This is a genomic window from Paenibacillus sp. MER 99-2, from assembly GCF_023714095.1.
In the GTDB taxonomy this organism is placed as follows: domain Bacteria; phylum Bacillota; class Bacilli; order Paenibacillales; family Paenibacillaceae; genus Paenibacillus.
In genome coordinates this window covers 395,271-419,691 of sequence record NZ_JAMAUZ010000003.1, presented here as the reverse complement: position 1 = coordinate 419,691, position 24,421 = coordinate 395,271, and the positions used below count along the sequence as shown (strand labels likewise).

General features: G+C 50.0%; 19 protein-coding genes. 9 read left to right on the top strand and 10 right to left on the bottom strand.

From position 1 onward, the window contains the following. Positions 1-101 precede the first annotated feature (101 nt). Entirely contained in the window at positions 102-476 is a 375-nt protein-coding gene (locus M3636_RS16890; protein WP_056701823.1) for a nuclear transport factor 2 family protein, read from the bottom strand. Between the two features lie 154 nt (positions 477-630). On the opposite strand from M3636_RS16890, the gene M3636_RS16885 reads away from it, so the two are divergent. The 3 genes from M3636_RS16885 to M3636_RS16875 all read left to right on the top strand — a co-directional run bounded on the left by M3636_RS16885 (position 631) and on the right by M3636_RS16875 (position 3,158). Beyond that, on the top strand, positions 631-939 hold the full coding sequence (locus M3636_RS16885) for an ArsR/SmtB family transcription factor (protein WP_128103962.1): 309 nt from the start codon (positions 631-633) through the stop codon (positions 937-939). Between the two features lie 312 nt (positions 940-1,251). Then, on the top strand, positions 1,252-2,067 hold the full coding sequence (locus tag M3636_RS16880) for a hypothetical protein (RefSeq protein ID WP_251383292.1): 816 nt from the start codon (positions 1,252-1,254) through the stop codon (positions 2,065-2,067). A gap of 131 nt (positions 2,068-2,198) precedes the next feature. After that, positions 2,199-3,158: an MraY family glycosyltransferase gene (locus M3636_RS16875; protein ID WP_128103964.1), complete on the top strand. Its 960-nt coding sequence runs from the start codon at positions 2,199-2,201 to the stop codon at positions 3,156-3,158. A gap of 340 nt (positions 3,159-3,498) precedes the next feature. On the opposite strand, the gene cydC is transcribed toward M3636_RS16875, so the two are convergent. The 4 genes from cydC to M3636_RS16855 are packed head-to-tail and all read right to left on the bottom strand — an operon-like array spanning position 3,499 to position 9,655. Continuing rightward, complete coding sequence (gene cydC / locus M3636_RS16870) at positions 3,499-5,382, bottom strand: thiol reductant ABC exporter subunit CydC (protein ID WP_251383291.1); 1,884 nt, start codon at positions 5,380-5,382, stop codon at positions 3,499-3,501. Between the two features lie 2 nt (positions 5,383-5,384). After that, entirely contained in the window at positions 5,385-7,238 is a 1,854-nt protein-coding gene (gene cydD / locus M3636_RS16865) for a thiol reductant ABC exporter subunit CydD (protein ID WP_251383290.1), read from the bottom strand. A gap of 1 nt (position 7,239) precedes the next feature. Continuing rightward, entirely contained in the window at positions 7,240-8,253 is a 1,014-nt protein-coding gene (gene cydB / locus M3636_RS16860; protein WP_251383289.1) for a cytochrome d ubiquinol oxidase subunit II, read from the bottom strand. Continuing rightward, complete coding sequence (locus M3636_RS16855; RefSeq protein WP_251383288.1) at positions 8,240-9,655, bottom strand: cytochrome ubiquinol oxidase subunit I; 1,416 nt, start codon at positions 9,653-9,655, stop codon at positions 8,240-8,242. Before M3636_RS16855 ends, cydB begins: the two co-directional genes overlap by 14 nt. Positions 9,656-10,058: 403 nt before the next feature. Between M3636_RS16855 and M3636_RS16850 the strand changes: the two genes are divergently transcribed. Genes M3636_RS16850 through M3636_RS16835 form a run of 4 tightly spaced genes read left to right on the top strand, consistent with a single transcriptional unit; the run spans position 10,059 to position 14,224 of the window. Next, positions 10,059-11,360 (top strand): hypothetical protein, encoded by a 1,302-nt coding sequence (locus tag M3636_RS16850; protein WP_251383287.1) that lies wholly within the window; start codon positions 10,059-10,061, stop codon positions 11,358-11,360. After that, positions 11,360-12,151 carry a glycosyltransferase gene (locus tag M3636_RS16845; RefSeq protein ID WP_251383286.1) on the top strand — a complete coding sequence of 264 codons (792 nt, stop codon included), beginning with the start codon at positions 11,360-11,362 and terminating at the stop codon, positions 12,149-12,151. The genes M3636_RS16850 and M3636_RS16845 overlap by 1 nt, the downstream gene beginning before the upstream one ends. A 1-nt stretch (position 12,152) precedes the next feature. Beyond that, positions 12,153-13,553, top strand: a complete 1,401-nt coding sequence (locus M3636_RS16840) for a glycosyltransferase family 4 protein (protein ID WP_251383285.1) — start codon at positions 12,153-12,155, stop codon at positions 13,551-13,553. After that, entirely contained in the window at positions 13,550-14,224 is a 675-nt protein-coding gene (locus M3636_RS16835; RefSeq protein ID WP_251383284.1) for a class I SAM-dependent methyltransferase, read from the top strand. Before M3636_RS16840 ends, M3636_RS16835 begins: the two co-directional genes overlap by 4 nt. A gap of 110 nt (positions 14,225-14,334) precedes the next feature. Here the strand turns inward: M3636_RS16835 and M3636_RS16830 are convergent, their stop codons facing one another. From M3636_RS16830 to M3636_RS16810, 5 genes are all read right to left on the bottom strand, one after another. Continuing rightward, positions 14,335-16,470, bottom strand: coding sequence for a tetratricopeptide repeat-containing glycosyltransferase family 2 protein (locus M3636_RS16830; RefSeq protein ID WP_251383283.1), 2,136 nt, complete (start codon positions 16,468-16,470; stop codon positions 14,335-14,337). Positions 16,471-16,503: 33 nt separating this feature from the next. Then, positions 16,504-18,396, bottom strand: a complete 1,893-nt coding sequence (locus tag M3636_RS16825) for a glycosyltransferase (RefSeq protein ID WP_251383282.1) — start codon at positions 18,394-18,396, stop codon at positions 16,504-16,506. Beyond that, a complete protein-coding gene (locus M3636_RS16820; protein WP_251383281.1) occupies positions 18,353-20,761 on the bottom strand; it encodes a tetratricopeptide repeat protein in 2,409 nt (802 codons plus the stop codon). Before M3636_RS16820 ends, M3636_RS16825 begins: the two co-directional genes overlap by 44 nt. Positions 20,762-20,843: 82 nt before the next feature. After that, the gene (locus M3636_RS16815; protein WP_251383280.1) at positions 20,844-22,376 is read right to left on the bottom strand and encodes a DUF6385 domain-containing protein; all 1,533 of its coding nucleotides are present in this window, start codon (positions 22,374-22,376) and stop codon (positions 20,844-20,846) included. Positions 22,377-22,421: 45 nt separating this feature from the next. Then, positions 22,422-22,919, bottom strand: a complete 498-nt coding sequence (locus tag M3636_RS16810; protein WP_251383279.1) for a DUF6385 domain-containing protein — start codon at positions 22,917-22,919, stop codon at positions 22,422-22,424. Between the two features lie 220 nt (positions 22,920-23,139). Between M3636_RS16810 and M3636_RS16805 the strand changes: the two genes are divergently transcribed. Both M3636_RS16805 and M3636_RS16800 read left to right on the top strand, forming a co-directional pair. Beyond that, positions 23,140-23,697, top strand: coding sequence for a hypothetical protein (locus M3636_RS16805; protein ID WP_251383278.1), 558 nt, complete (start codon positions 23,140-23,142; stop codon positions 23,695-23,697). A gap of 25 nt (positions 23,698-23,722) precedes the next feature. Further along, positions 23,723-24,304 (top strand): hypothetical protein, encoded by a 582-nt coding sequence (locus M3636_RS16800; protein ID WP_251383277.1) that lies wholly within the window; start codon positions 23,723-23,725, stop codon positions 24,302-24,304. Positions 24,305-24,421 lie beyond the last annotated feature (117 nt).

Here is a 24,421-nt window from a genome sequence, read left to right as displayed (position 1 = left end):
TCAATAAGGATCGTTCCGTTAATCATACTTTTTGCATCAAAAGCAAATTCGGAGAACAGCTTCTAAGCGACGCCTAGCCGTCCGAGAATACTTAACCCAAATTACTGATTATATTTACTGAAGGCATCCTTATCGTTCTGCACGTTCTCCAGATATACAATCTGTCCTGCGTCGTTCAACCGGGCAATATCAATCCCTGTTTTGGCATATACGGTACCATCTGCAGACTGCCCGCATACCGCCCAATTCGTCTGATAGCTGCCATCCGGTTGAAGCTCCCATTTCTCCCACATATGTTTGACATCACTGTTGTACTCATAGAACGCCTTCATGAATCCTTCGAATCCTTTTCTGCTCGTTCCGTTTAATACAATCTCTGCATCAGGTGTAAATAGGGACAATAGATCTTGCATTGCACGCTCATCTGCTCGGGAAGCATCGAATAAGCGGAAATAGTTGTTTAATAATGTGGTCATTGTAATCCTCCTAATAGGCTAACTTTATATTTTAGTTCGATTTTTTTCGAAATGAACAAAAAGAAATGTAACACACTTTACAACCTATAACAATACTTAGTTCGAAATTTTTCAAACATTGAAAGAAGACGCTGATTATGCTAACGTCATAGATATGAGAACTCCAACTATTCCTATGGCTTCGGAAATGAAGCTGACTACAGTGTGTAACGCGCTCGGTGACCCCATTCGTATGAAAATTGCACATTGCTTAGCCAGCTCTGGTGAGAAGAACTGTTCCGCCTTCGAAGTAGATCGTATATCGAAATCCACGTTGTCCCATCACATCAAAATTTTGCGTGAAGCTGGCGTGATTAAGCCACGCATTGAAGGCAAGCAACACTTCTATTCCCTACGAAAGGACGATTTGAACACACAGTTTCCTGGTCTTGTAAACATGATTCTGAATACAGCAGAAGAATAAGGGATCTAACCGCTCTAAACTAAACAACTTAACCTATTTATCAAAAAACCTAGATTGAATTACAACTACAATAAGTGCGTGTTCAAAAAGGACGGTTTTCAGTACCGAGAAGATGGGATGAAGCTAGAAATGGAGTAGTGGAGCGTAGGTAAACCTACGTGAGCAACTACATTGTTTCCGAAGGAAACAAACTTCGTAAGCATCCCACTTATTTCGGCTGAATTCCATATTTGATGCTGAGATGCCGTCAGGCATTCTTCGTAATCAAAAGCGGACTTTTTGAATTACATCTACAATAAGGAGGCATCCTGTATGGACAAGAAAGCAGCTAAGATACTGATGAGTACGTTCTGGGGCGGCGGAGGCTGGAAATCCATGTCCACTCCCTTCTCAGGGGAAGACTTTGAATATGCCAAGAGCCAAGGCGTTATGTTCGATCCGCTGACGATTACGCATGACGAAATTGTGCAACGATTGCACGAAATTCATCAAGACGATACACTCCAAGAACGAGTGGTTACTGCATTTCTACATAGTTTGTCCACCAAAAAAGTACATTTACGCAGTGCCCTGTCCAGTTGGGCATTGACGTCACAGCTTCCTCTGCACACTTATCTCGAGCGGCGTGCTGTACACGCCAATACTAGCGCCTGCGGAGATTGTAATTTCTTGCGACTTCAATCGGATCAAGAATACGTAGACGCAGATTTGAATGTGCTCAATTTTGAACGGATCAAATGGGGTGGTGTTCGCCACGGCTGGCTTCTCTACTGTCTGATGGATCTGGAGCTTCTATATAAGGACACTGATGCCGTCTCCGAGGTTACCCCTGAAGATCAAGCCATCCTGGTTAGCCTTCTGGAAGCTGCACAGACTGGCGATCCGAAAGATAGTGCTCGTTCACTTGAGAAGCTGTGGAAAGCTCTCTTTCCTTCCAGCAAACAAGAACGGGATGCACTACTTGAGATTTGGGCGGCAGCTGGTCTGCTCGTTCCAACAGATAAGCCGAGAAGAGGCAAAGGCGGCTCTGGTGACTTTATATTTGTCGCAACCTGGCAAGGGGATGATGGCTACAATACAGATGCTGCCCATCGTTACTTTGCTCCGTATCTGCCTCAGAATCTCTAGGACGCGTCTCAAAAACAGACATGTAACACCAGTTTTAATCTAGTCTGGTTACAATAATGACATCGACAGATTTCCTGCTAAGCTCGTATAATAAGAGGAAATGTGAAGATAGGAGTGAACGAAGAGAAGTTATGATATATCTTGTGGCATTTATGTTGTCTTTTGCTGTCGTGCTGGTGCTCATTCCGCCGCTCAGTCGTTTGGCTCATCGCCTGGACTTTGTAGACAAGCCACGTGAAGACGTGGAGAGAAAATTACATAGACAGCCTATTCCATTAACAGCTAGTTACGCGATATTCGTCGGATTTTTCCTTACATATATTATGTTTACCAAAGAACTCTCGTGGGAAACGGCGGCTCTCGTGGCCGGCGGTATACTTCTCTTAACGATTGGTACCATTGATGATTGGTACAAAACCAAAGGGAAAGACTTTCCTGCGCTACCTAAGATGATTATTCAGATCTCCGCAGCTGTGCTTGTGTTCCTTTCGGGAATCGCCTTTACTGGGTTCGTTAACCCACTGAATTCCGAGTACATCATGCTCCCAATCTGGCTTCAGTTCATACTGACGATTCTGTGGATCTTCGGTGTAACTACAGTTATTAATTTCTCGGATGGTATGGATGGACTTGCGGGGGGATTATCGGCAATCTCGGCAGTGACATTGTTCATCGTTGCAGTTGTCAAAGGGCAAAGTGATTCTGCGCTCATGTCTATTATTCTAGTGGGTGTAACCTTGGCTTATCTCAAGTACAACAAACCACCGGCAAAAGTATTTATGGGGGATGCGGGCGCTACATTCCTTGGTTTTATTCTCGCTGTTATCGCTCTGGATGGAGCATTCAAGCAAGCCACTACGCTATCGCTCTTTATCCCAATTCTAGCGCTTGGCGTGCCGATCTTTGACAATATTTTTGTTGTCATCAAACGATTCATCCAAGGCAAAGCAATCTATCAAGCAGATGCAAGTCAGGCGCATTATCGGCTGCTCCGTGCAGGCTTAAACCACAAACAGGTGGTAGCCGTACTGTATCTCGTTAGTACATGCCTCTGTCTATCGTCTATTATTCTTTTGCTTGTAGAGGCCTAGAGTATACAACATTCAACGAACCTCAGTAACGCTATTCCGTCATAAAACGGTGTCAAAAACTCCAAAATGCACTGAATTAACGATCTAACGACTCTATGATTCGTTAGATCTCCGATTCGGGAAAAGGATAGCGAATAGCGTGTGTCAGATTCATTACTTCCAAAATAACACTAAAAGGGCTATCTCCGTCTGATATGCTCCCCCATATAGTAAACAGGTGAATTAATAAAAACCTGTTCCTATATTAGGGTTCATTTCATTACGGGATAGCCCTTCTAATCTACTATTCACCGAACCAGTGAACCATCGTGCCATCCCCACAAGATTGCCTCCAGCAATCTTATCTGGAAGCTACAGGCGGTAATGGACTCTCTCGTTTCTGTCGGTCTGCCCATCCAGGTCGATCAAGCTCAACGAGCCGTCGATAGCGCTCTTCCTTTGCCAGCAGTTGTTCGTGAGAACCCTGCATGACGATCTTTCCCTTTTCCATAAAAATAAGTTCATCCATCTGCTCTGCGCCCATCAGATTATGGGTTACCCAGATCATCGTTTTGCCCTGCATGCTGTCCAGAATTGTACGCATCAGTGCACGTTCCGTCATCGGATCAAGCCCTACGGTCGGTTCATCAAAAATCACGATAGGTGTCTCACGGAGCAGAACCCGTGCGAGCGCAATCCGTTGCCGCTCCCCACCAGAGAAACGTAAACCGGTCTCCAGCATCGGCGTATTATACGCCTGTGGCAAAGACTCAATCAGCTCAGCCAGACCTACTTGTGCGGCCACTTGCCGAATCTCATCATTCGTAGCATCCGGACGCCCAATTCGGAGATTATTCGCCACTGTAGTATCAAATAGATGTGGACTTTGGTTCAATACCGCAATGGCATCCGTCATGTCTTCATGTAGCGTTGGCACATCTAAACCATTAATGAGTACTTTCCCACTCGTTGGTACAATTGCACCTTGGATTAGTTTCAGGAGTGTGGATTTCCCCCCACCGCTGCGTCCTAGGATGGCCAATCGTTTCCCCTGGGGAAGATCGAGAGATACTTCTTGAACAGCATCGGCATCACTGGAAGGATAACGGTAACTGACACGGTTAATCTCGATGTCTGCTCTCAGCTTAGGAGATATGCGCAAGCGAATACGTCGATTCGTCTCATTCTCATTCATAATCTCCTGCTCGTGGTCATCTCTCTTCCTTTTCGGAAGGGCATGCTCCTCATGATCTTCAAGCCGATGCAGACGGTTCAGCGATTCACGATATTGCGGAATATGCTCCACAGCATCTGCCACAGGAAGTAGAGCTTCCGTGAGTGGGAATAACACCAAGACAAAGGCTGCAATCATGACTGCAGGCAGCTGCATCGCTGCTACCTCACCGCCTGCCCATACCGTGACAGATACAACCATAAGCCCAATGACAAGTTGTGCGACGAGATCACGCCATCTTCTCCACTGTCGCAACCTACGACGAATGGAGTCTGCCTGCCCCTCTGCTTCATCGTGTTGTTGCACAAATTCCACAGCACGACCACTCGCCATCCAATCTCCTAGACCAAGAACGCCATCCGTAAGGCGAGTGTATAACTTACTATTTTCCCGTTTCAGCCTCACGTTTAACTTCCAAGTGACTTTCAGCGATATTACAGGCCATACACCGATCAGGAACAACATATACAGCCCCATCCAGCACGCAAATCCAACATCAACCGTGCCAAAAGTAATCACTGAAGCAGCGTAGATCACAAGCGACGTAATTGCCGGAAAGACGGTTCGTAGATAGATATCCTGAAGACGCTCCACATCCTCTGCAAGTGCTCCGAGTACATCCCCTGTCTGCATGCGGGAACGAAGAAATAGCGCCTGCGGCTCCAAAATTCGATACAGCTTCACGCGTTGATCCGCAAGCACGCGCAGTACTGCATCATGCCCAGCCAATCGCTCGACGTACCGGAACACCGCTCGGAAAATCCCGAAGGCACGTACGCCTACAATAGGTACATAAACCATCAGAATATTCTCAGGACGGAGAGCCGATGCAGAGATGAGGTATCCAGAAGTGAAGAGCAGCAATACAGCACATAGCATCGCGGTTGTGCCCAGTGCAATGACCCCTGCAAATCTCCAGCGATACTGCTTCACATAAGGCGTGATCCAATCCCATTTTCTCTCTGGGTGGTGGTCACGTTCTGTCTCTATTGATTGATATCCAGCTCGCATCCTTACACCGCCTCCATCTGAGCCTGAATCATCTGATAATACACGCCTTGACGCGCCATCAATTGTGCATGCGTGCCGGTCTCCGCCACAGTTCCAGCTTCCATGACGATAATCCAGTCCATATGTAGCATCCAGTGTAGACGGTGGGTAGCGAGGAAGACCAGCTTGTCTTCAAATAGCGGCAACATCGTCTGCTTCAGCTCATATTCTGTCTCGACATCCAGGTGTGCTGTCGGTTCATCCAATAGCAACATGGGTCTCGAACCTAACAAAGCTCTTGCCAGAGCCACACGCTGCTCCTGTCCACCGCTGAGCTGTCGACCGCCAGAACCAATCATTTCATCCATTCCATGTGGCAATGACGACACCAGCGAACTCAATCCCGCTGCACCAATAGCTTCAGCCAGCTCTACGTTTGATGACTCAGGTCTATAGAGACGAATGTTATCCGCTAAACTACCGCTAAAAATATAGGGATGCTGTGGAATGACCGCAGTCTGACTTCTCCACAATTTCACCATCTCCGGCGATATGGGTTTCCCATTAACGACCATGCGACCGGAGGTAGGCAACTGAAAACCAGCCAATACATCAATCAGGGTTGACTTGCCCGCTCCACTGGCTCCGATAATGCCAACTTTGCTCCTGCCCGTAACCTGAAACGTTACGTCTGTAAGCGATGGCGGAGCCCCCTCTTCATGTTGCACCTGTAAATCTGTGAGCGCCAACCGACTGCTCATGCTCCATAGCCCATTGTGTATTGGAAGCTCGCCCTCTTGAGTCGATTGCTTCTGTTGATCTGCCAACCGCTGAACATCTGTAAGATGAATCTTCACTGTTGCTGACGGCTTGTTTTCCCTCTCGGTATGCAGGATCATCTGATCGTAAGCTTGCTTCTGCTCACGTTCTGCTTCCTTGCCTCGTTCAATCATCCGCTGAATCGCTTCTCCTGCTTCCTTGCCATCCAATGTTGCATGGTAATCCGCACCAACCATCCGTACCGGCAAGAAATATTCTGGCGCCAGAATAAGGACCGTTAACGCAGGACCAAGCAGCATATGTCCTTCCGTTAACCGGAGCCCTAGACCAACCGCCACCGAAGCCACCGATAACATCGTGAAGAAATCGAGGGCAAACGACGAAAGAAACGCCATTCGTAGCGTAGACATTGTAGCTTTGCGGTAACGCTGACTAACCTGAATAATCGTCTGTGCATGCCGCTCGCTCTGTCCCAATGTTTTTAGTGTTTCTAACCCACGAAGGGTATCGACAAAGTGATTGGCTAGTGCTTTGTATGATTTGAACTGACCATCTATTTTGCGTTGCGCAGCCAGACCAACCAGGATGAGGAACGTGATCAGAATAGGAAGAGTCAGCATGAGGATCACACCAGACATCACATCCAGTTTGAACACGTATAACAGCAGCACAATCGGTATAAATCCCATCCCTAACATTCGGGGAATGAACAGTTCCAAATACGTTTTATATTGAGCTGTTCCCTCTCGTGCCAAAGTCACCAAATGCCCTGTGCCTTCCGTCTTGGCAAAGCGTGGGCCTAACCGAAACCATTGCTCCACCAACTGTCTTCGTAGATCGGTTCCCGTTCGCTCAGCATATTGTGAGGTTACAAGCTGCAACCAATAAGATATAGCATAGCGGGCGGCAAAAGCAGCCAGGAACAGCAGCAGTACCGGGTACTGCTCTGTTACGGATGAACCTTCAAACAAAGCCGTGATGGCCTGTGCCAGCCATTTGGCCTGCATAATGATCGTCATCGCCTGCAGCAGCACCAGCGCTGAAGCCAGCGCCAGTACCGGCCGGATGCCCGGCAGCTTTATCAGCCCGCGCCCCATATCAGTACTCCAGGTGGTGCTGCTCGTTCAGGCGTTTGCGGAACACATAATAACTCCAGATCTGATAACCAAGGACAAATGGCAGTAAGGTGCACGCTACAATCGTCATCACTTTCAAGGAGTACCCACCCGAGGAAGCATTATATACGGTCAGGTCAAATGCAGCGCCTAACGAACTGATCATCACTCTTGGGAACAGACCGATAAATACCGAAGCAAAAGCAATCGCAATTACAGCTCCCGTCATACCAAAGGCCCAGCCTTCACGTTTCTGACGAACGAAATAATTCGCTAGAGCCAGCGCTGCTGCTCCAAGGATCACCATGATCCAAAGCGCCCAGCCACGTACAGAGAAAATGTCAGTCATGAGATAGGTCATCACCGCGTAAATGGCAAGTATAGCCGCAAGCGGAAGCATCAATTGGCGCGCTGTATGGAGAGCACGCTCTCTTAGTTCGCCAACAGTGCGCAGTGAGACAAATAGAAGCCCATGAACGAGACACAGCAAGGTCACACTTAACCCGCCCACAACCGTATATGGATTAACGATGTCTAGAAAACTTGCACGAAGCTGCATCTCTCCATCAATCGGCAGTCCCTTCATCAGCGTTGCAAACACAACGCCAAACAGGAATGGCAGCAATGCGCTGGATACAACGATGATGATATCCCACGTTTTGCGCCACTGCTGCTGTTTCATTTTACTGCGGAATTCAAATGCCACCCCGCGTCCAATCAGAGCTAACAGCACCACAACTAGCGGCAGGTAGAAACCACTGAACAGCGTGGCGTACCAGTGCGGGAAAGCCGCAAACATGGCGCCCCCGGCGGTAATCAGCCACACCTCATTTCCATCCCAGAACGGGCCTATCGAATTGATCAGTGTACGACGCTCCCGGTCTGTCTTAGCGATGATGCCTGATGACATCCCCACACCAAAATCGAATCCTTCAAGGAAAAAGAACCCCACAAATAATACGGCGATCAACAAAAACCACAGCTCACTTAGTGACAACGGAATACCCCCCTTCCACGCCGAACGGATCGGCTGACCCGTCCTGATCTTCTGGCTTATCTACGGCATATGGCCCTGCTTTGATCTCACGCACAAACAGATAAACCATTACGATACCCAGAACGGTGTACGCAGCCGTGAAGGCAATGGTAGAGAATAAGATCATACCTGCCGATACATTCGGTGAAACACCGGCCTCTGTCGTCATATAGCCAAATACCGTCCATGGCTGTCGACCTACCTCGGTCATGATCCATCCGGAGGTGTTGGCGATAAACGGCAGTGAAATGGCAAATACCATGAGGCGCATAAACCACGGCTTCGCCACTTCCAGCTTCTTGCGCATAGCCAGGTACGTACCGTATAGAGCAAGTGCAATCATCAAACCACCCGCTGCAATCATGATGCGGAAGCTCCAGAAGGTCGTACGCACCGGTGGGATGTAATCTCCAGGGCCGTAGGTCTGCTGGTATTCTGCATTCAATTCCTTCATCCCCTTGACGCTGCCCGAAAATTTACTGTACGACAGGTAACTCAGCAATCCTGGGATTTTGACCTCCCCTGAATTCTCCTGCTTATCCGGATCGATGAAGGCAACCACCGTCCATGGTGCAGGGTCTTCTGTGGTTGTCCACGTTCCTTCACTGGCTGCCATTTTCATCGGTTGGGTCTCTACCAGGTATTGTGCCTGGAAGTGCCCAGAGAAGGCTACACCGAATGAGGATACAAGACCAATGATGATCGCGATATTGAATGATTTGCGGAAAATCTCAACGTCCTGCTTTTTCATCAACTTATAGGCGCTAATTCCTGTTACAACAAACGCCCCTGTCATTAGTGCTCCAAAGATCGTATGCGGGAACTCCACGAGAAGCTGACCATTGGTAATTAGAGCGAAGAAATCATTCATCTCGGCTCGGCCATTGTTAATCTCGAAGCCAACCGGGTGCTGCATGAATGAATTGGCTGCCAGAATCCACAGCGCTGATAAGAAGGTGCCGACAAACACCAGCCAGATGCAGGCCAGATGGACTTTTTTGGACAAACGATCCCAGCCGAATATCCATAGCCCAATAAAGGTAGACTCCATAAAAAACGCCAGCAAGGCTTCCACAGCCAGTGGCGCACCGAATACATCCCCAACAAAACGGGAGTACTCCGACCAGTTCATACCGAACTGGAACTCTTGCAGGATACCTGTAACGACGCCAACCGCAAAGTTGATCAGGAACAATTTGCCCCAGAACTTGGCCATCGTTTTGTAAATTTCTTTCCCCTTCATGACGTACAACGTCTCCATGATCGCTACCAGCAGCACTAGACCGATGGACAGCGGCACAAAAAAGAAATGGAAGATCGTTGTGAGCGCATATTGGATTCGCGATAGCATGATCGGATCCATACCGTTACCCCTTCTTTCTGTTCTATTCGCATTATTTATGTATGTACTTGGTATTGAAGCTGCACCTTCGCTGTCAGTCCACCAAATACATTGATGAACGTATTGTGCCAGATTACCTATTTTATACATGTGACAATAATCACAAACTTAATCAAAAAATCCACAAAAATGTGACGACGGTCACACATTAGTACAATTTTAAAAATATGGTTTCCAGTTATTTTGAATGCTTGTCAACTTCGTCTATTCACGGAAGTTGCTCATGTTTGAGACGGAATGCCCATATGTTAATGTCAGGCAACCTATTCCTTGTGCGAAACAGGCTTTACATATGGAGTGAGTCGAATGAATTTTATCCGTGTTATCCGAGTCAAAATGCAAACAAAGTGAGGTGATCCAGCCCGTGGAAGAACCTGTACAATCCAGCGAGAGCCAGATTCATCCGAACGAGACTACTCAAAATTATAAGGAGACGCCCCCCTCTCTAATTCACTATGTTCTATTTCCCCGTAAAGGGGGATGGTCGACTTTCCCTTATCCAGACATTGCTGCACTACTGGCTGCTGAAGGGGCAGTCTACTATGTTAGCCATCTGGAACGATCAGACGATCTACCCACAGCGATTACGTTGATATCCTTACTGGAGGCGGAAGCACTGCTACAACAGCCTCGTACTGTTGCAGTCGTTGCGCATCCGTACTGGCTTACCGCAGTAGCCTCTATTCAGCCTGATCTGTTCATAACGCTCCTGCCAGAACCTGTCCAAGAGGAAGCTGACTCGCCGCTCTGGGAGAGCTGTATTAGCAAGCTGTTAGGCATTTCTAATCTGGTATGTACGTCCTCAGAGACGCGTTATATGAAACTGGTATTTCAAGGTGTCCGCACCGTCTGGCTTGGTGGAGAAGATCCTACACCTACGGGGATGATGCAAAAGGATGAGCTTGAAATTCCGCTACGGGATTACGAAATGCTTTTTCTGCATGCACTCAAACAGATACTCAGCAGTGCGCCAGATACGGTTACCCAGCTTCAATGTAAGCTACGAGCGGATTATTATCGTAAGCTCCGTTACAAAACAGGCGCACATGAGACAATATCCTTTTTGCTCGCTGCTTATGAATATATATTGGAAGACTCTCGGGCAGCCGCCACAGTTCAAGAAGCATTTGCCCATGCAATCATATGTGGGCGCTCTGACTGTGTTCAATCACACTACCGTTTCCTCTCTGCCATTCAGGCAAGAGCCGGGGAAGTGGAGCACGCTCTGCATGTGTACGGAACGACTGCCGCCACGGATCAGGAAAGGCATCATTATGAGCAGCTATGTCGCTGGCTGGAGGCGGGAGAGCATCAGCTCGTGCAGGCAGAACTATTACGTCTGAATGATGATTATGGAACGGCTTTAAAAGTACTGGATAAGCTCGGCGGAGAAACGGCTCGGCACTGGAAGTTTCGCATTTTCCAGGAAACCGGACGTGTGGAGGAAGCACTTAAACTGGTTCATGCCACAGATATTGTGGATCAAGCAAGCCAGCAAGATTATCGCCAATTGTCCGGCACCGCTCTAGCCCTGCGGGGAGAACGCCATGGAGCAGTGAAGTTATTTCTGGAATCAGCTCTTGATGATGAACATGCACTTGCCCGAATCGTCGAAATGGAACTGCTCGAACAAGCGATACAACAGCTGCTTGGGGAGGTGCCCTAATGTTTGACCCGAAAAAACGCAAACAGCATATGCGGGAGCCAATCCTCGAAGTAGAACCAGCCACCATCCGGCGTATCCGCAAAAGCCAAAACAACAAACTGACCGCAATGCTTCAGGTTCGAAACGAACGTGGACGATATCTGGAGGAAGTGCTGCACAATCTGAGTGATTTTGTAGATGAGATCGTGATCGTGGATGATGCCAGTACAGATGGAACGCCAGATATCTGCCGATCCTATCCCAAGGTTGTCCGCTTAGAGGTGCTTGAACAACCGTTATTTGCTCAGGAATGGCGTCTACGTAATGTCCTATGGCATGCAGCTGTGAGTACCTCACCAGACTGGCTCCTATCTGTCGATGCTGATGAGTTGTACGGTACAAAAACCAAACAAGCCGTGCGGCAGCTCATTAACCAAGAGCATGCGGACTGGGTAGCATTTCGATTCTACGATATGTGGGGTGGGCGTACTCACTATCGAGAGGATGACCTATGGAACCTACATCAGAGGCACACAGCCTCACTTGTGCGATATATACCTGAATATCCCTACTTCTACCCACAGCAGAATCATCATGTTCCCCGTCTCCCCCTGTCCTGCTTGGTCTTGCCTGGCAAGAATACTGAATTAAAAGTACAACACCTCGGCTGGGCAGGTAGTCTGGAAGATCGGGTGCGTAAATATCTGCGTTACAAGCGCATTGATCCAGACGGACAATGGGGCAGTCTCGAACACTATGAATCTATTCTTGATCCGGAACCCCGGCTGGTTCCTTGGAAGGAGGAGCAGTGATATGGGGGTAGTCAGCATTCTAACGCACAGCTTCACAGACGGGTACAACCGAGAGTTTGCACGGGTATTCGGGGGTGGACTGGAACGATATATTTTGGATCTATGCAGTGTCATACATGAGATGGGACACATTCCCGAAGTGCATCAACTATCCTATTTCGAGGCTTTTCAGACACGCACAGGACAGATTGACGTCTTCGGTTACCCATATGATATGAACGATGTTCCTGAAGCCTTCACCCGAATGGCCGAAGCTGCACGCGGTCCTATCATTTATGCTAGTTGCATCTGGCAACCGATCGCTTATAAACCCGGCAGCCTCGGTATCTGCCACGGGATTAACTGGGATCGACCCGCTCTACCACTCGAAACGAAACAGCAGGTTGCCGAGCATATTCAGCAGGCCGTCGATGGTCTGCTGAATATCGTATCTGTGGATTCTCATTTTCAGACTTATTGCCGTGCTTCATGCACGTTCAGTGACCCTGCACAGCTCATTTTAATTCCGAATGCAGTCGATACCGCATACTTCACCCCTGCTCCTCCTAGGCGTCAGATGCAGCACGAACAGGAGGCACAGTGGCTATCCCAGTGGAAGGAAGATCTGGAGCATCATGAAGATCGTCTCCATCAGATCGTCATCTCCAGCACGTCTGATGCAACATCTCCTGATCTAGATCGAGATCATAATACGGATGAGGATGTTTCTGAGAACAAGCTTAAACAGAAGCATCAGGTGCAGAACAAAGAGAATGAAGAAAGTGAAGAACAGCCTGAAGGATTGGCTGTAGCGAATAAGTTGAACGAACAAGATGCCAGTTCCCGTCCGGTACGTATCCTCTATCCTCGTCGTGTCAGCCTGGAACGCGGCATCATTCCGATGATGCTGGCGGCAGATCAGTTACTCGGAGCCTTTCCTGATCTGGAGATTGAGTTCGCCGGAGAACTGGTTGAAGGCAGTACCGTAGGCCGTTCCTTCCGTTACTGGCACCGTACACACCCACATGCTGATCGGATATTTCACCATACGTATGATTTCAGGGATATTCGAGAGGCATACCATCACGCGGATATTGCCGTCATTCCAACGATCTTCTCGGAAGGCACCTCCTATGCCTGCCTGGAAGCGATGAGCTGCGGGTTACCTGTGGTCGCCTCTAATGTGGGTGGGTTAAACGATCTAATTCAGGACGGATTCAACGGATTGCTCGTTCCGCCAAACCAGGAAGCGCTGACTGCTGCTCTTGTCCGACTTGTCCAAGACAGAGCCGAGCGGGAACGGCTTGGAATCTATGCACGCGAAACAGCACTCGCCTATGACCTATCCCGATGGAAACACAAATGGAGTGAGGTACTCCGCACATTTCTTGCTAACGTAGATATGAAGGAAGGGGTTCGATGATGATGGATGCAGCGGATCAGACAGAATTAATGGAATCCAGATATGTTCGACGTGGCGACCCGAAGACAGATACACTGATATTCCCCTTACATCCGGCATGGTGGAGCAGACCTTATGAATACGAATGGGCTCGTCAATTCGCCCGTCCGAGTGATATTGTTCTAGATGCTGCCTGTGGCATCTCACACCCCTTCAAATTCTGGCTTGCGGAGCAATGCCAGGAGGTTCATGCCTGCGATTGGGATGATCGCATATTATCGGAGGAAGCCATCCGGCAGGACATCATCTCAGATTTTGGCGAAGAAGCGGTACGTGAATTCCCAGCATCCTATCTAACCAAACTTCACCGCACTCAGGCTAATCTAGCTCAGTTACCCTATGAAGCAAGCACATTTGATCGCGTCTTCTGTATTTCTGTACTGGAGCATCTAGATACAGGCACAATGCTACGTGCGTTTCGAGAGTTTGCACGAGTCATGAAGCCAGATGGAAGGTTAATTGCAACGTTTGACGTACCCGAAATGCGTCCTGACCTGTTAGAAACCATTATGGCCGTAACTGGATTAACGATTGATGGGAAGCTGACCGTGGAGGAGCCTGAGGATGCCATCTGGTCTGACATGTATGGCACCCCCATTCGTTGTTTTCGGGCAGTCATTCGTAAAAGTTAACGGATTGCACGCCGGAATCTATAAGTGCGAGTTCAAAAAGGTCGGTTTTCAGTACCGAGAAGAGGATGGGATGAAGAACGAAATGGAGTAGCAGACTTTGGGAACACCCTCTATAAGTGTACCCACAGCAGCTGGCATTGCGCTGCATAGCTGTCAGCAGTGGTTGCGCCAGGAGCTGTCAGGCGCAACAATGCACGTACGCCCGGCGTAACGGTCGTCGCCGAGCGGCCTGCGGCGGTGGCTTGCAGCGAGCTGCGCTGGGCCCATTCGGCCCATGCTTGCGCGGCCTGCCGCCGCCCTGCGAGCAACGCGAGCGTGCCCGCCACAACGGCCTCCGCTGTGCGGATGGCGGCGGGCACTTCATCCGCAAAGGGCTGCCCTGCGGCTGGTGGCTCGCCGCCGCAGAGCTGAAGCAGCCCTTCGCGGACGCTCGCGGGTGCGCGCAGCACCCCGCAGCGTGCCGCAGGCGCAAGCGTCGCGAGCAGCGCCGGTGCGGCGCCGGGCGGCAACGCCGCCAGCAGGCGCAGCCACGCCGCCCAGGCGCCCACGCGCGCAAGCGCATCGGCGGCGGCGTGCACGGCGCCTTGCGGCGCTTGCGCCGGGCTCGCGGCGGCGGCGGGCGCTTGGTCGCTGCCGTCGCCGCATGGCGCGGGCTCGCGCAGCAGCGCGTCCGCGGCGCAGGCTGCCGCAGGCCACGGCGCTGCAGCAGCATAGCGGCGCGTGAGGCCACGGGCACTCGCACTGCCTGTTGCCTCGCCTGCTACATCGCCCACAGCGCCTGTTGCCTCGCCTGCATTGCCTGCTGCCTCGCCTGCATCGCCCACCTCGCCTGGCGCTGTGGCAGGCACACCGCGCCGCTTACAGCCGAGCGCCCACAGCGCCAGCGATGCGGCTGGCCTGTGCTGCGCATGCAACGCCCAAGGGCGCAGCTCCACTTCGGCGGCAGCATCCTCGCCGAGCTGAGCCAGTGCAAGCCCGGATGCCAGCGGCTGGCCCTGCATCACACCGGCGAGCGAGCTCGCATGGCGCAGCAGCCATTCTGGCCGGTGTGCATCCAGCGCAGTCTGGAGCATTACCTGCCATGCCACTAGTGGCAGGTGGTGCCTTGCTGCAACGCGTGCCACCGCGTTGGGTCGCCCTGTAATCGCAGCCAGCCACAGCAACCGCTGCCATGCAGCCACGCTGTCTGACTTAGTCTCAATTGCAGCCGTATAGGCATCTTCTGCCTGTTGCCACTGACCAAGCTGCTCATACACCATGCCCTCTAAGATCAAGCTGCGATATGATCCAGCTCCCGAAACAGACGTGTACTTTGAGCCTGATCCAGCAACGGATTTGGCTTGCTTCAACCAATCCAGCGCGTCTTCTTCATGTCCCAGATCGAGCTGGAGCACAGCTCCAAGCTCCAACAGATCAGGAAAGTCCGTATATATCGGCGTCCACGATTGCACAATAGCTAGCGCCCGTTCAGGATGTCCGTATTCTCGCCAGGCATACGCTGTCTTGAGCACCAGATCAGAGTGGTATCCACAACCCGGTTCAAGTCCTGCCAGCAGAGGAACCAGTAACCGCAATGCTTCCTCGTAATTTTCTTGTTGAAACCATTCGGCAGCGAGTGCATACAACAATTCAGGCTGGTCTGGTGTTTGATTCAGAGCGGAGCGGATTAACCGCATGTTCCGCTCTATTTTATTTTTGCTCGTAATGACCTTATCTAGATATCCATCATGTAGAATCTCTAGCTCACACGCTGCAATCCCTTGTGGTGCAAAGGCATAGATGGAAGAAGCGACCTCTTCATGAATCATCCCCATAAAGGCAATCCGTGGATCGTTCCTGAATAGACGACATACTGCATCTGTTACTCGTTCTTCACCGGAGTGACCGAGCAAGCTCGTAATTTGTATCCAGTATCCCCATATCTCATCCTGAGCACTTGATAATAGACGCTTTAGCTCAGCATGCATTGACTCTGTTGGCAGCCACACTTCATCTGCATCCAGCACTAGAATCCACGGATTTGTCGCTAAGGCGAGGGATTGGTTACGCGCTCTAGCAAAATCTCCCGACCAGGCGGCACGCATCACGATTGCACCGTAGCGACGGGCAATGTCAGGCGTATCATCGGTTGACCCTGTGTCCACAACGATAATTTCATCGACCACATTACGGACTGCGTTCAGACACCGCTCAAGATGCTGCGCTTCATCCTTAACGATCATACACAAGCTGATTCCCGTCCCCATGTTTATCCCCGCCCTTATCCGCCTCTACTCTACTTAAGACCCGAAACCATCCGGCCCTGGCAGTTCCAATCGAAGCCGTTGCACCAGCGGCCAACACCGCTGCCGTTGTCCATTTACGCCTTCACTCCAGTCACGAAGCTGTTCATCCGCTGCACTCAAGAGCCCACGAACCAACCAACTCGTACCCGCTGCCGTATTGGCTGCCCCAACAAAAGGCTCTTCTGCTTGCTCCTGATGCGTCTCTCCCCCCGATGAGACCCCAGTCGCGAGCTGTTGCCGACCCATCTGAATCAGCGCATGAAACTCTCCCCACTGGCCTGATTGTACACAGCCTTCCATTAGCAACCCAAATGCCTGCCATCCCTCGTATCCGGCATTGGCTGAATCTCCTTTGGTCACAGGTGTGTTACTTTCCTCATCCTTGCCATGCCCTTCTCCCTCCAGTCTATCCGGTCGGGAATGATGATAGAGCCAATTGCATAGTCCATCATTTCCTGCTATGGGTCTTCCCTGAGCCCAATGTAATCGATCTAGCCATCGGGAAGCTTGCCCTGCATACAGACCCTTTTTGCGCTGAATTGGCTCCAGCTTGAGTCTGGCAGCCTTCCATTTTCCCCGCTGAATCTGAAGCAATGCCTCTGCCATGGATAATCGCTCTCGTTTCTCTATTGAATCACCCGATGATGTAAGCTCTGTTAACCACTCGACTGCCGCCTCATAACAGCGGCTTTGCTCCATTACACCCAGCACTTTGTATATCGCTTCTTCCGACTCCAGTGCAAAGCGTTCTTTAATTAGTTGGGGTATCTGCTGCTCTTGCCCCGATACCCGCATAATGCGGAATATCCGGTACAACGGGGGCAACAGGCTCGATTTAGCACGAACAGCCTCTACGTAGGCATCTACCGCACCCTCCAGATCTGCCTTTCCTTCCAGCAGTCTTCCCAGTGTATACCACGTCTGATAGGTTCCAAGGCCTTCTTCCGTATGGTACATTGGCGGCGGCGCTCCCACACGGACCGCTTCACGTAGCCAAAATTCTGCCTTCTCCACGTGTCCGAGCGCATCCTCACATACCCCGCGATGATGGATTAAGTCCGTATAATCCGGAAATAGCTCCAGCGCTGCATCAATATGCTCCAACGCCTCCTGCCAGCGATTCAGATGTTCGAGACATCTGATCTCATACTTGCATAGCAGATGCGCATAACTTGTTATGGTTGGATCAATGCCCGCCTTAGCCACGCCAAATGTCTTCAGTGCCTGCTCTGCTTCCCCCACACGCAAATATTCGACACCTAGGTTATAGTGATGAAACGGCTGCTCCGGCTCTTCCTTCACCGCTTGTTCTAACAAACGTAAATTGCGATTCACTTTATCCTTATGCTCCACCACAGCCGTCTGGTAGCCATAGTGATGGATAATCATATCCGTTAGGTGAAACGCCGCCTCTGGATTCCTACGGCAAATAGCCGCCGCGATCTGCTCATGTATCCGTCCTTCGAATCGGTGCTCCGGTGCATTCCTGAACAACCTCAACACCGGATTAACCGTAGCCCCTTGCTCACCCGAACCTGTATAGTTATGGATATTTAAAAACAATCCGTCACATCCGCTGACTGCCGTCCAGCTCCTGATCTGCTCCTGAGCAGCCTGATCCAGCGCTTCATCCGCATCCAGAAAGAGAATCCAATCGCCGGAAGCTCGCGCGAGTCCAGCATTACGTGCCGCAGCAAAATCATCGCTCCACGCCAAATGCACAACCATTGCTCCATACGACTTCGCAATTGCTACACTTCGATCTGAAGAACCTGTGTCTACAATGATGATTTCATCGACCGCTGCTTGCACGCTGTCCAGACATTGAGGTAGCCACTGTTCCTCATCCTTTACGATCATGCATAGCGAAATGAGATTGTTCGGCAACTTGATTCCTCCTTTCCTTCGCATGGAAGACCGTACGCCAAGGGAGCCCCTCAGCAAGTCGCAATTTTTGCTCCAGCACCGTCAGTTGAGCTGTCAGCTCAGCGACAGAAGGAGAGCGTGTTATCTCCTGCTTCATGACCCCCGTAGCCAGCTGCAAATAACAGAGAGATGCTCCTGCTCTGGCTCGCTGCAATCCTGGTTCTTGCTCTAATGCTTGTTGAAACAGAGCTAGAGCTTGATCATAATGCCCTCTGGTATACAACGTTTCCCCCAGAATAAATAGACTCTGCGCCTGTAGCTCCCCTTCTGCCATACACTGAATTAACATCTCAGCTGCTGCCATCGTATATCCGGCTCGATACAGCACCTCGGCGATCCATTGCTTGTGCAACAAACGTTCATGAGGTTCCACATACAGCTCAGCGACCTTCATATGCAACCGTTTCGCAAGGGATAACTGTCCTGTCTGCACAGCCCGTTCTATGATTGTTCTCGCTAGCGTTCGTACGCCTGCTGAAACTTGCGATGTCGTGACCTTTTGACGATCTTCGTCTCGCTGAATGATGCGCTTATCCTGATCCCAACCCTCATCTTTCAAGTGTGATTTCACTCTTGTCTCTGTATTATTAGGTGCCTTTATCTCTATGTTGCTCTTTTTCTTCGTTTCGGTATTGGTTCTCGCTCCTATCTCAATCTCTGGTCCGTTCTCGCAAAGTAAACTGTCCAATGCTCTCCATGTAGAGCCTTCCTCTAGTTCAGTTACAGCCAGAAACGAAGATGGTAGCGTTGAACCATGAGCCCAGCACGCCACTGCCCAGTCCATTTTCAGCTCAGAATGTTTAAATAGATGACGATCTTTCCCATCTATATACTGCCTTTCCGCCCATTCTTGCACTTCGGACACCCTGTTCGCACACAGCATCCAGCGCACGAGGTCAGCTTCCAGTATGTTATGGTTGCGATCCTGATCTTGCAGAAGGTGGAGTGCCTGTGCGTATGCTCCACAGGAGGCAAGTGCTTGAACAACCTCTGTTATGTTCCGATTAACCTCAATGTCATCTCGTTGCAGTCCCTCTTTCCATTGCACCTGCAATTGTTCTGCAATCCGTTCATCTGGCTCACCAGACTGTTGCAGCACATCCGCTAAGCCTTTCCACGCTGGCGTATAGGTTGGCATTTTAACTAGTGCAATCCTATATAATTGAGCTGCTTCTTGCAGGAAGCCTTTCTTTTGCGCTAACCGTCCCATCGCTGTATAGGGTTTATAGGTAGCCGAGCCCTGTTCTGTGACATAAGCTGGTTCGGATTGAGTCGTCTTTGCTATATCACTCTTTCCCTGCCATTCAATCTTCGTTATGTTCTCTTGTGTTCCATCGTCTGTATGATGCTCAACTGCTTCTGCATAAACTTGATAGGCGCGTTCTTCCAAACCCTGCTGCTCCAACGTCTCCCCGAACAATAGATGCAGATCCGCATAGCCCCAATAACGCTGTCTCTCTACAGCCAGAAGTCCATGTGCTTCATCATATCGTTCCAGCACGATTAGCACCTTCGCATAATCTCGAACTAAGGTTGGACGGTAGGGTGCCTCCAGCGGAGTAGATTGAAGAGATTGCGCGAATGCTTCTATCGCCCTCTCCACATGTCCTAGCTGGCAGTACGTCACACCGAGATTATAGAGGTGAAAAGGATGTTCTGGTTGCTCTGCAAGCTGCTTCTGCAACAGCTTGAGATTGCGACGTGGTTTATGTCCGGTCGCCATAGTAGACGGCAAGTAACCGTCATGCATGATCACTAATGGAGCGAGGGGTTCCTGCTCCACCGATACGTTTTTTGATATATCGATAGGTAGCTCGCTCTCTATGCTTTCATCCGCAGTTATCGCTCTTTCCCGATCTCCTATGGTGCCACGAACAAGCTGCTCATGGATTCGTCCAATGTACCGGTATCCTCGACCTGCTCGAAAGAGACGGACAGGCTGGAACAACACATTCGCTTGCTCCTGTTCGCCGATTCGATTGATTATGGTGACTCGTAATTTGGTGATGCCAGGCTCGACCGTTGGAAGGAACGCAAGTAGCTCATCAATCCCTTCTACGGCATATTCATCTGCATCCACACACAGAATCCAGTCCGTACTCGCCAGCGGCAGACTGATATTACGGGCAGAAGCAAAGTCCTCATCCCACTTCGCATGTAGCACCGTTGCCTGATGTTGTCTAGCAATCTCAACCGTGCGATCCACGGAGCCGGTATCTGTAACAAAGCATTCACTTGCAAGTGATTGGAAGCTGCCCAGACAACGGGGCAGGTAATGTTCTTCATTTTGCACAATCATGTGGATTCCGACTAACCCTTGCTTCACAGCACCATCACCTCCTATGCCAAAAAAAATACATGAAGCCCACAAAAGCGGACTCCATGTACCTATATGATGATTGATCTGGTTATGTGCCTTGTCCATTGAAGATGACATCAATTGTAGTAGGTGATCCGATGAGACTGGAACGATAGGAAAGGCGTGTATATTTGAGGAATCGTTGTGGCACCAACACATCCACCGATCCAGACAATATGCCTGTGACGGTTGTTACATCGGTGTACCAGTTTGTTCCGTTAGCACTGATCTCTACACGAGCATCCACCCGGTTGACTCCTGGCCCTCGGTTATACACGAAGAAGGAATACGTTCCGAATACACTAGTAGTCACTGCCGGAAGAGCTGTAAAAGCATTCGCTGTAGGTGTACCAATAAGCTGCGATTCCTGAAAGCTCTTCTGTGATATAGAAGTTACGCTGCTCAGTGTCCCCGCCGTAATCGTTGCTCCGAGCACACTGGTAATGGTGCCGTTCAGCAGATTGGTCAACGTTCCCGCTGTGATTGTGGCTCCCAGAACACTTGTAATCGTACCATTCAGTAAGTTCGTTAACGTTCCGGCTGTCACGGTTGCTCCTAGTACGCTGGTGATGGTGCCGTTCAGTAAGTTGGTTAACGTGCCTGCGGTAATGGTCGCTCCTAAGACACTCGTAATCGTACCATTCAGCAAGTTGTTTAACGTCCCTGCGGTGATCGTTGCTCCAAGGACACTCGTGATTGTACCGTTGAGCAAATTACTCAGCGTTCCCGCTGTAATTGTTGCTCCGAGCACACTGCTAATGGTACCCGCTGTGATCGTTGCTCCAAGCACACTCGTGATCGTACCATTCAATAAGTTGGTGAGCGTCCCTGCCGTTACCGTCGCTCCGAGTACACTCGTAATCGTTCCGGCTGTAATCGTTGCTCCGAGCACATTCGTGATTGTACCATTCAACAGGTTCGTCAGCGTTCCCGCCGTGACCGTCGCGCCGAGTACACTCGTAATCGTTCCGGCTGTGATGGTTGCGCCAAGCACATTCGTGATCGTACCGTTCAACAGGTTCGTCAGCGTTCCCGCCGTGACCGTCGCGCCGAGTACACTGGTGATCGTTCCCGCCGTAATTGTTGCTCCAAGGACACTCGTGATTGTACCGTTCAACAGGTTTGTCAGCGTTCCCGCTGTGACCGTCGCGCCAAGGACACTGGTGATTGTTCCTGCTGTAATTGTTGCGCCAAGGACACTCGTAATCGTACCATCCAACAGATTCGATAGCGTTCCTGCCGTGATTGTTGCCCCCAGCACGCTAGTGATTGTACCATTCAATAAATTGGTCAGTGTTCCCGCCGTCACTGTAGCTCCCAGCACACTATTGATGGTACCAGCTGTAATCGTTGCTCCAAGGACACTTGTAATGGTTCCGTTGAGAATGTTTGTAATCGTTCCTGCATTAATCGTAACAGTAGTCAATCCTGAGATGTTACTGATTGTCCCGTCCAAAATAATACCGACCACATTGCCGCTTGTATCGGTTCTGACAGGTTGAGCTGTCCCCGTGCTATCCTGACCGAAGATCAAGGTTCGCAAGTTATCGGGATTGGTATTAAACGTTGTAAAGTTAGGCATGCGCCTCGTCCTCCTCCCTGGTCATATCTGTTTTGAAATACCCCTTTACCGCACACGTTGTGCCTGAAAATAAACATCGAGCCTTGTGGGTTGATCTGGCTGAACCGATTGAATAACCAGCCGGGTATAGTGTAAAAATCGCTGTGGCACCAAGGCCTTCGTCTGACCTCCCGCGATCACCTCCTGGCTGTCCACGGCATAATCCACGGCATTGGGGCTGACTTGAATCTGTACAAGAGCCGGATGTTCACCCCGGTTCACGATGCCATATGTGTACATGCTGAGCGATGAGGTATCCTGTGCCGGCAGAGGTTGGTTCGTATTTTGGGTCACAGCTCCGACATACGTATGCTCGGTAAAACAGTGAGTAGCACCAGGGAGTTTGGTATGTGAGGAATTACCCTGCTTGCACCGAGGACGCGTAATCCGGGAACAAGGGGGTTTCAGCAATTTAGCGCGGCAGGAACGACGAGGTTGGCGGCGGTTTGCATATTTAGTTGATGGATGCGTTTTTTTCTTGCATCGCTTCGCTGTTCGACTCATCTCAATTTCCCCTTAAAAAATGTGCTTCCGCATCGTATGCCTTTATTCAAAATACGGGCACGGCATCTGCCGCTATTTCCAGATTTCCTCATTTTGTCCCAAACCCTTCATCCTTTTCCCTCATACAATGCAAGTACAATGAAGCATACAAGAGAAGGCTCGTTCTAGGGCTTTTTGATTCTGATTTTTGGAGCAATCTCTATAGTTGTAGGGTTATCTATTGGTCGTAAGGGAGGTGGAAGAGATCACGAACTATAATGTGTTCAATCAGTCGAACGAACCATTATTCACACAGTTGACGAATACGTTCTCGGCTCCTGGTATCGAGGCCTCGGCAGAGAGCGGAGCAGCGGCGGCTGGTAGTTTTTTTGCACTGACATCGAATAATACCCTCCTTCCTTCCAACCAGAACCTTCTGTTACAGATCATTAATGCGGTTGGCAGTGGCAGAACGATACGTATATCAAGCATCTTGGGAGGTGCAACAGCGGCGGCCACCTTAGTTATATATTCTGGGGGTACAGTGACCTTAGGCAGTGCACCTGTTCCAGTCAACACCCTGCTTGGTAATGCCAACGCCAGTGTAGTTACCACAAGGCAAAATACAGGTACACTCGGCGGTGCATTTACAAGTCTCATCAGCGTTCCATTAACGGCTGGTATGTACATGCTGGATTTTAGCGGTGCGCTCGTTGTTCCTCCCGGACAGACATTATCCATTAGTCTTGGCACAGGGAATCAGACCGCAGCAATCAATCTAACGTGGTGGGAATTCTAATCTACTTATAAAGGTGGTGTATACTGTGCCGAATAATAATGTATTCAATCCTTTAAGTCAGCCCGTCTATACCTCTAATACAAACACCTATACTTCCCCCGGCATTGTTGCTCCACCTGAGACCGATGCTGGGAACACAGGCAATCTATATAACGCGGGTTCAACCAACTCGACAACGCTCGGATTGTTAGGAGGTAGCGTCATTGTGACGGTACAACTAACGAATCCTGTGGGTAGCGGTAGAACTCTATATGTATCCCGACTCTCTGGCGGAATTACGGTAGGGCTTAACCTTCTATCTTCCTTTAGTGGTTCGATGACACTAAGCGCTAATGGCACACTAACTTCACCAACCACCATAGCCGCAGTAAACAGCAATTTATCTAGCACGAATACCAGTGTCGCAACCGTACGAGTCTCTGCTTCCGCTCCATCTGGAGCGACTACAATTATGGCGATGCCTCTACAAGCTGGGCCATTTGCATCGAGTGTATGGGGGCAATATGTTGTTCCCCCAGGTCAGTCGATCAACCTGACTGTTAGTGGCTCCCTTTCCGTTGCGGGCTTACTGGCCTCAACTGCTTATTTTGCTTGGTGGGAAGTGTAAAATGGAAGATGCGATTTCTTGGCATGCTACTCTAATCATGCCGAAGAACAGCCGCTTTCTGGCGAAAACCAGTAACGGCTGTTCTTGTTTTAATATAAAGCATTTCATCATAGATCA

What these genes read in the sequence shown, in the direction of transcription:
- M3636_RS16815 (WP_251383280.1), bottom strand. Translation starts at nt 22,376, where the DNA reads ATGCCTAACTTTACAACGTTTAATACCAATCCCGATAACTTGCGAACC.
- M3636_RS16875 (WP_128103964.1), top strand. Translation starts at nt 2,199, where the DNA reads ATGATATATCTTGTGGCATTTATGTTGTCTTTTGCTGTCGTGCTGGTG.
- M3636_RS16845 (WP_251383286.1), top strand. Translation starts at nt 11,360, where the DNA reads ATGTTTGACCCGAAAAAACGCAAACAGCATATGCGGGAGCCAATCCTC.
- M3636_RS16810 (WP_251383279.1), bottom strand. Translation starts at nt 22,919, where the DNA reads ATGAGTCGAACAGCGAAGCGATGCAAGAAAAAAACGCATCCATCAACT.
- M3636_RS16840 (WP_251383285.1), top strand. Translation starts at nt 12,153, where the DNA reads ATGGGGGTAGTCAGCATTCTAACGCACAGCTTCACAGACGGGTACAAC.
- M3636_RS16890 (WP_056701823.1), bottom strand. Translation starts at nt 476, where the DNA reads ATGACCACATTATTAAACAACTATTTCCGCTTATTCGATGCTTCCCGA.
- M3636_RS16855 (WP_251383288.1), bottom strand. Translation starts at nt 9,655, where the DNA reads ATGGATCCGATCATGCTATCGCGAATCCAATATGCGCTCACAACGATC.
- M3636_RS16885 (WP_128103962.1), top strand. Translation starts at nt 631, where the DNA reads ATGAGAACTCCAACTATTCCTATGGCTTCGGAAATGAAGCTGACTACA.
- cydC (WP_251383291.1), bottom strand. Translation starts at nt 5,382, where the DNA reads ATGCGAGCTGGATATCAATCAATAGAGACAGAACGTGACCACCACCCA.
- M3636_RS16835 (WP_251383284.1), top strand. Translation starts at nt 13,550, where the DNA reads ATGATGATGGATGCAGCGGATCAGACAGAATTAATGGAATCCAGATAT.
- M3636_RS16830 (WP_251383283.1), bottom strand. Translation starts at nt 16,470, where the DNA reads ATGGGGACGGGAATCAGCTTGTGTATGATCGTTAAGGATGAAGCGCAG.
- M3636_RS16880 (WP_251383292.1), top strand. Translation starts at nt 1,252, where the DNA reads ATGGACAAGAAAGCAGCTAAGATACTGATGAGTACGTTCTGGGGCGGC.
- cydD (WP_251383290.1), bottom strand. Translation starts at nt 7,238, where the DNA reads ATGGGGCGCGGGCTGATAAAGCTGCCGGGCATCCGGCCGGTACTGGCG.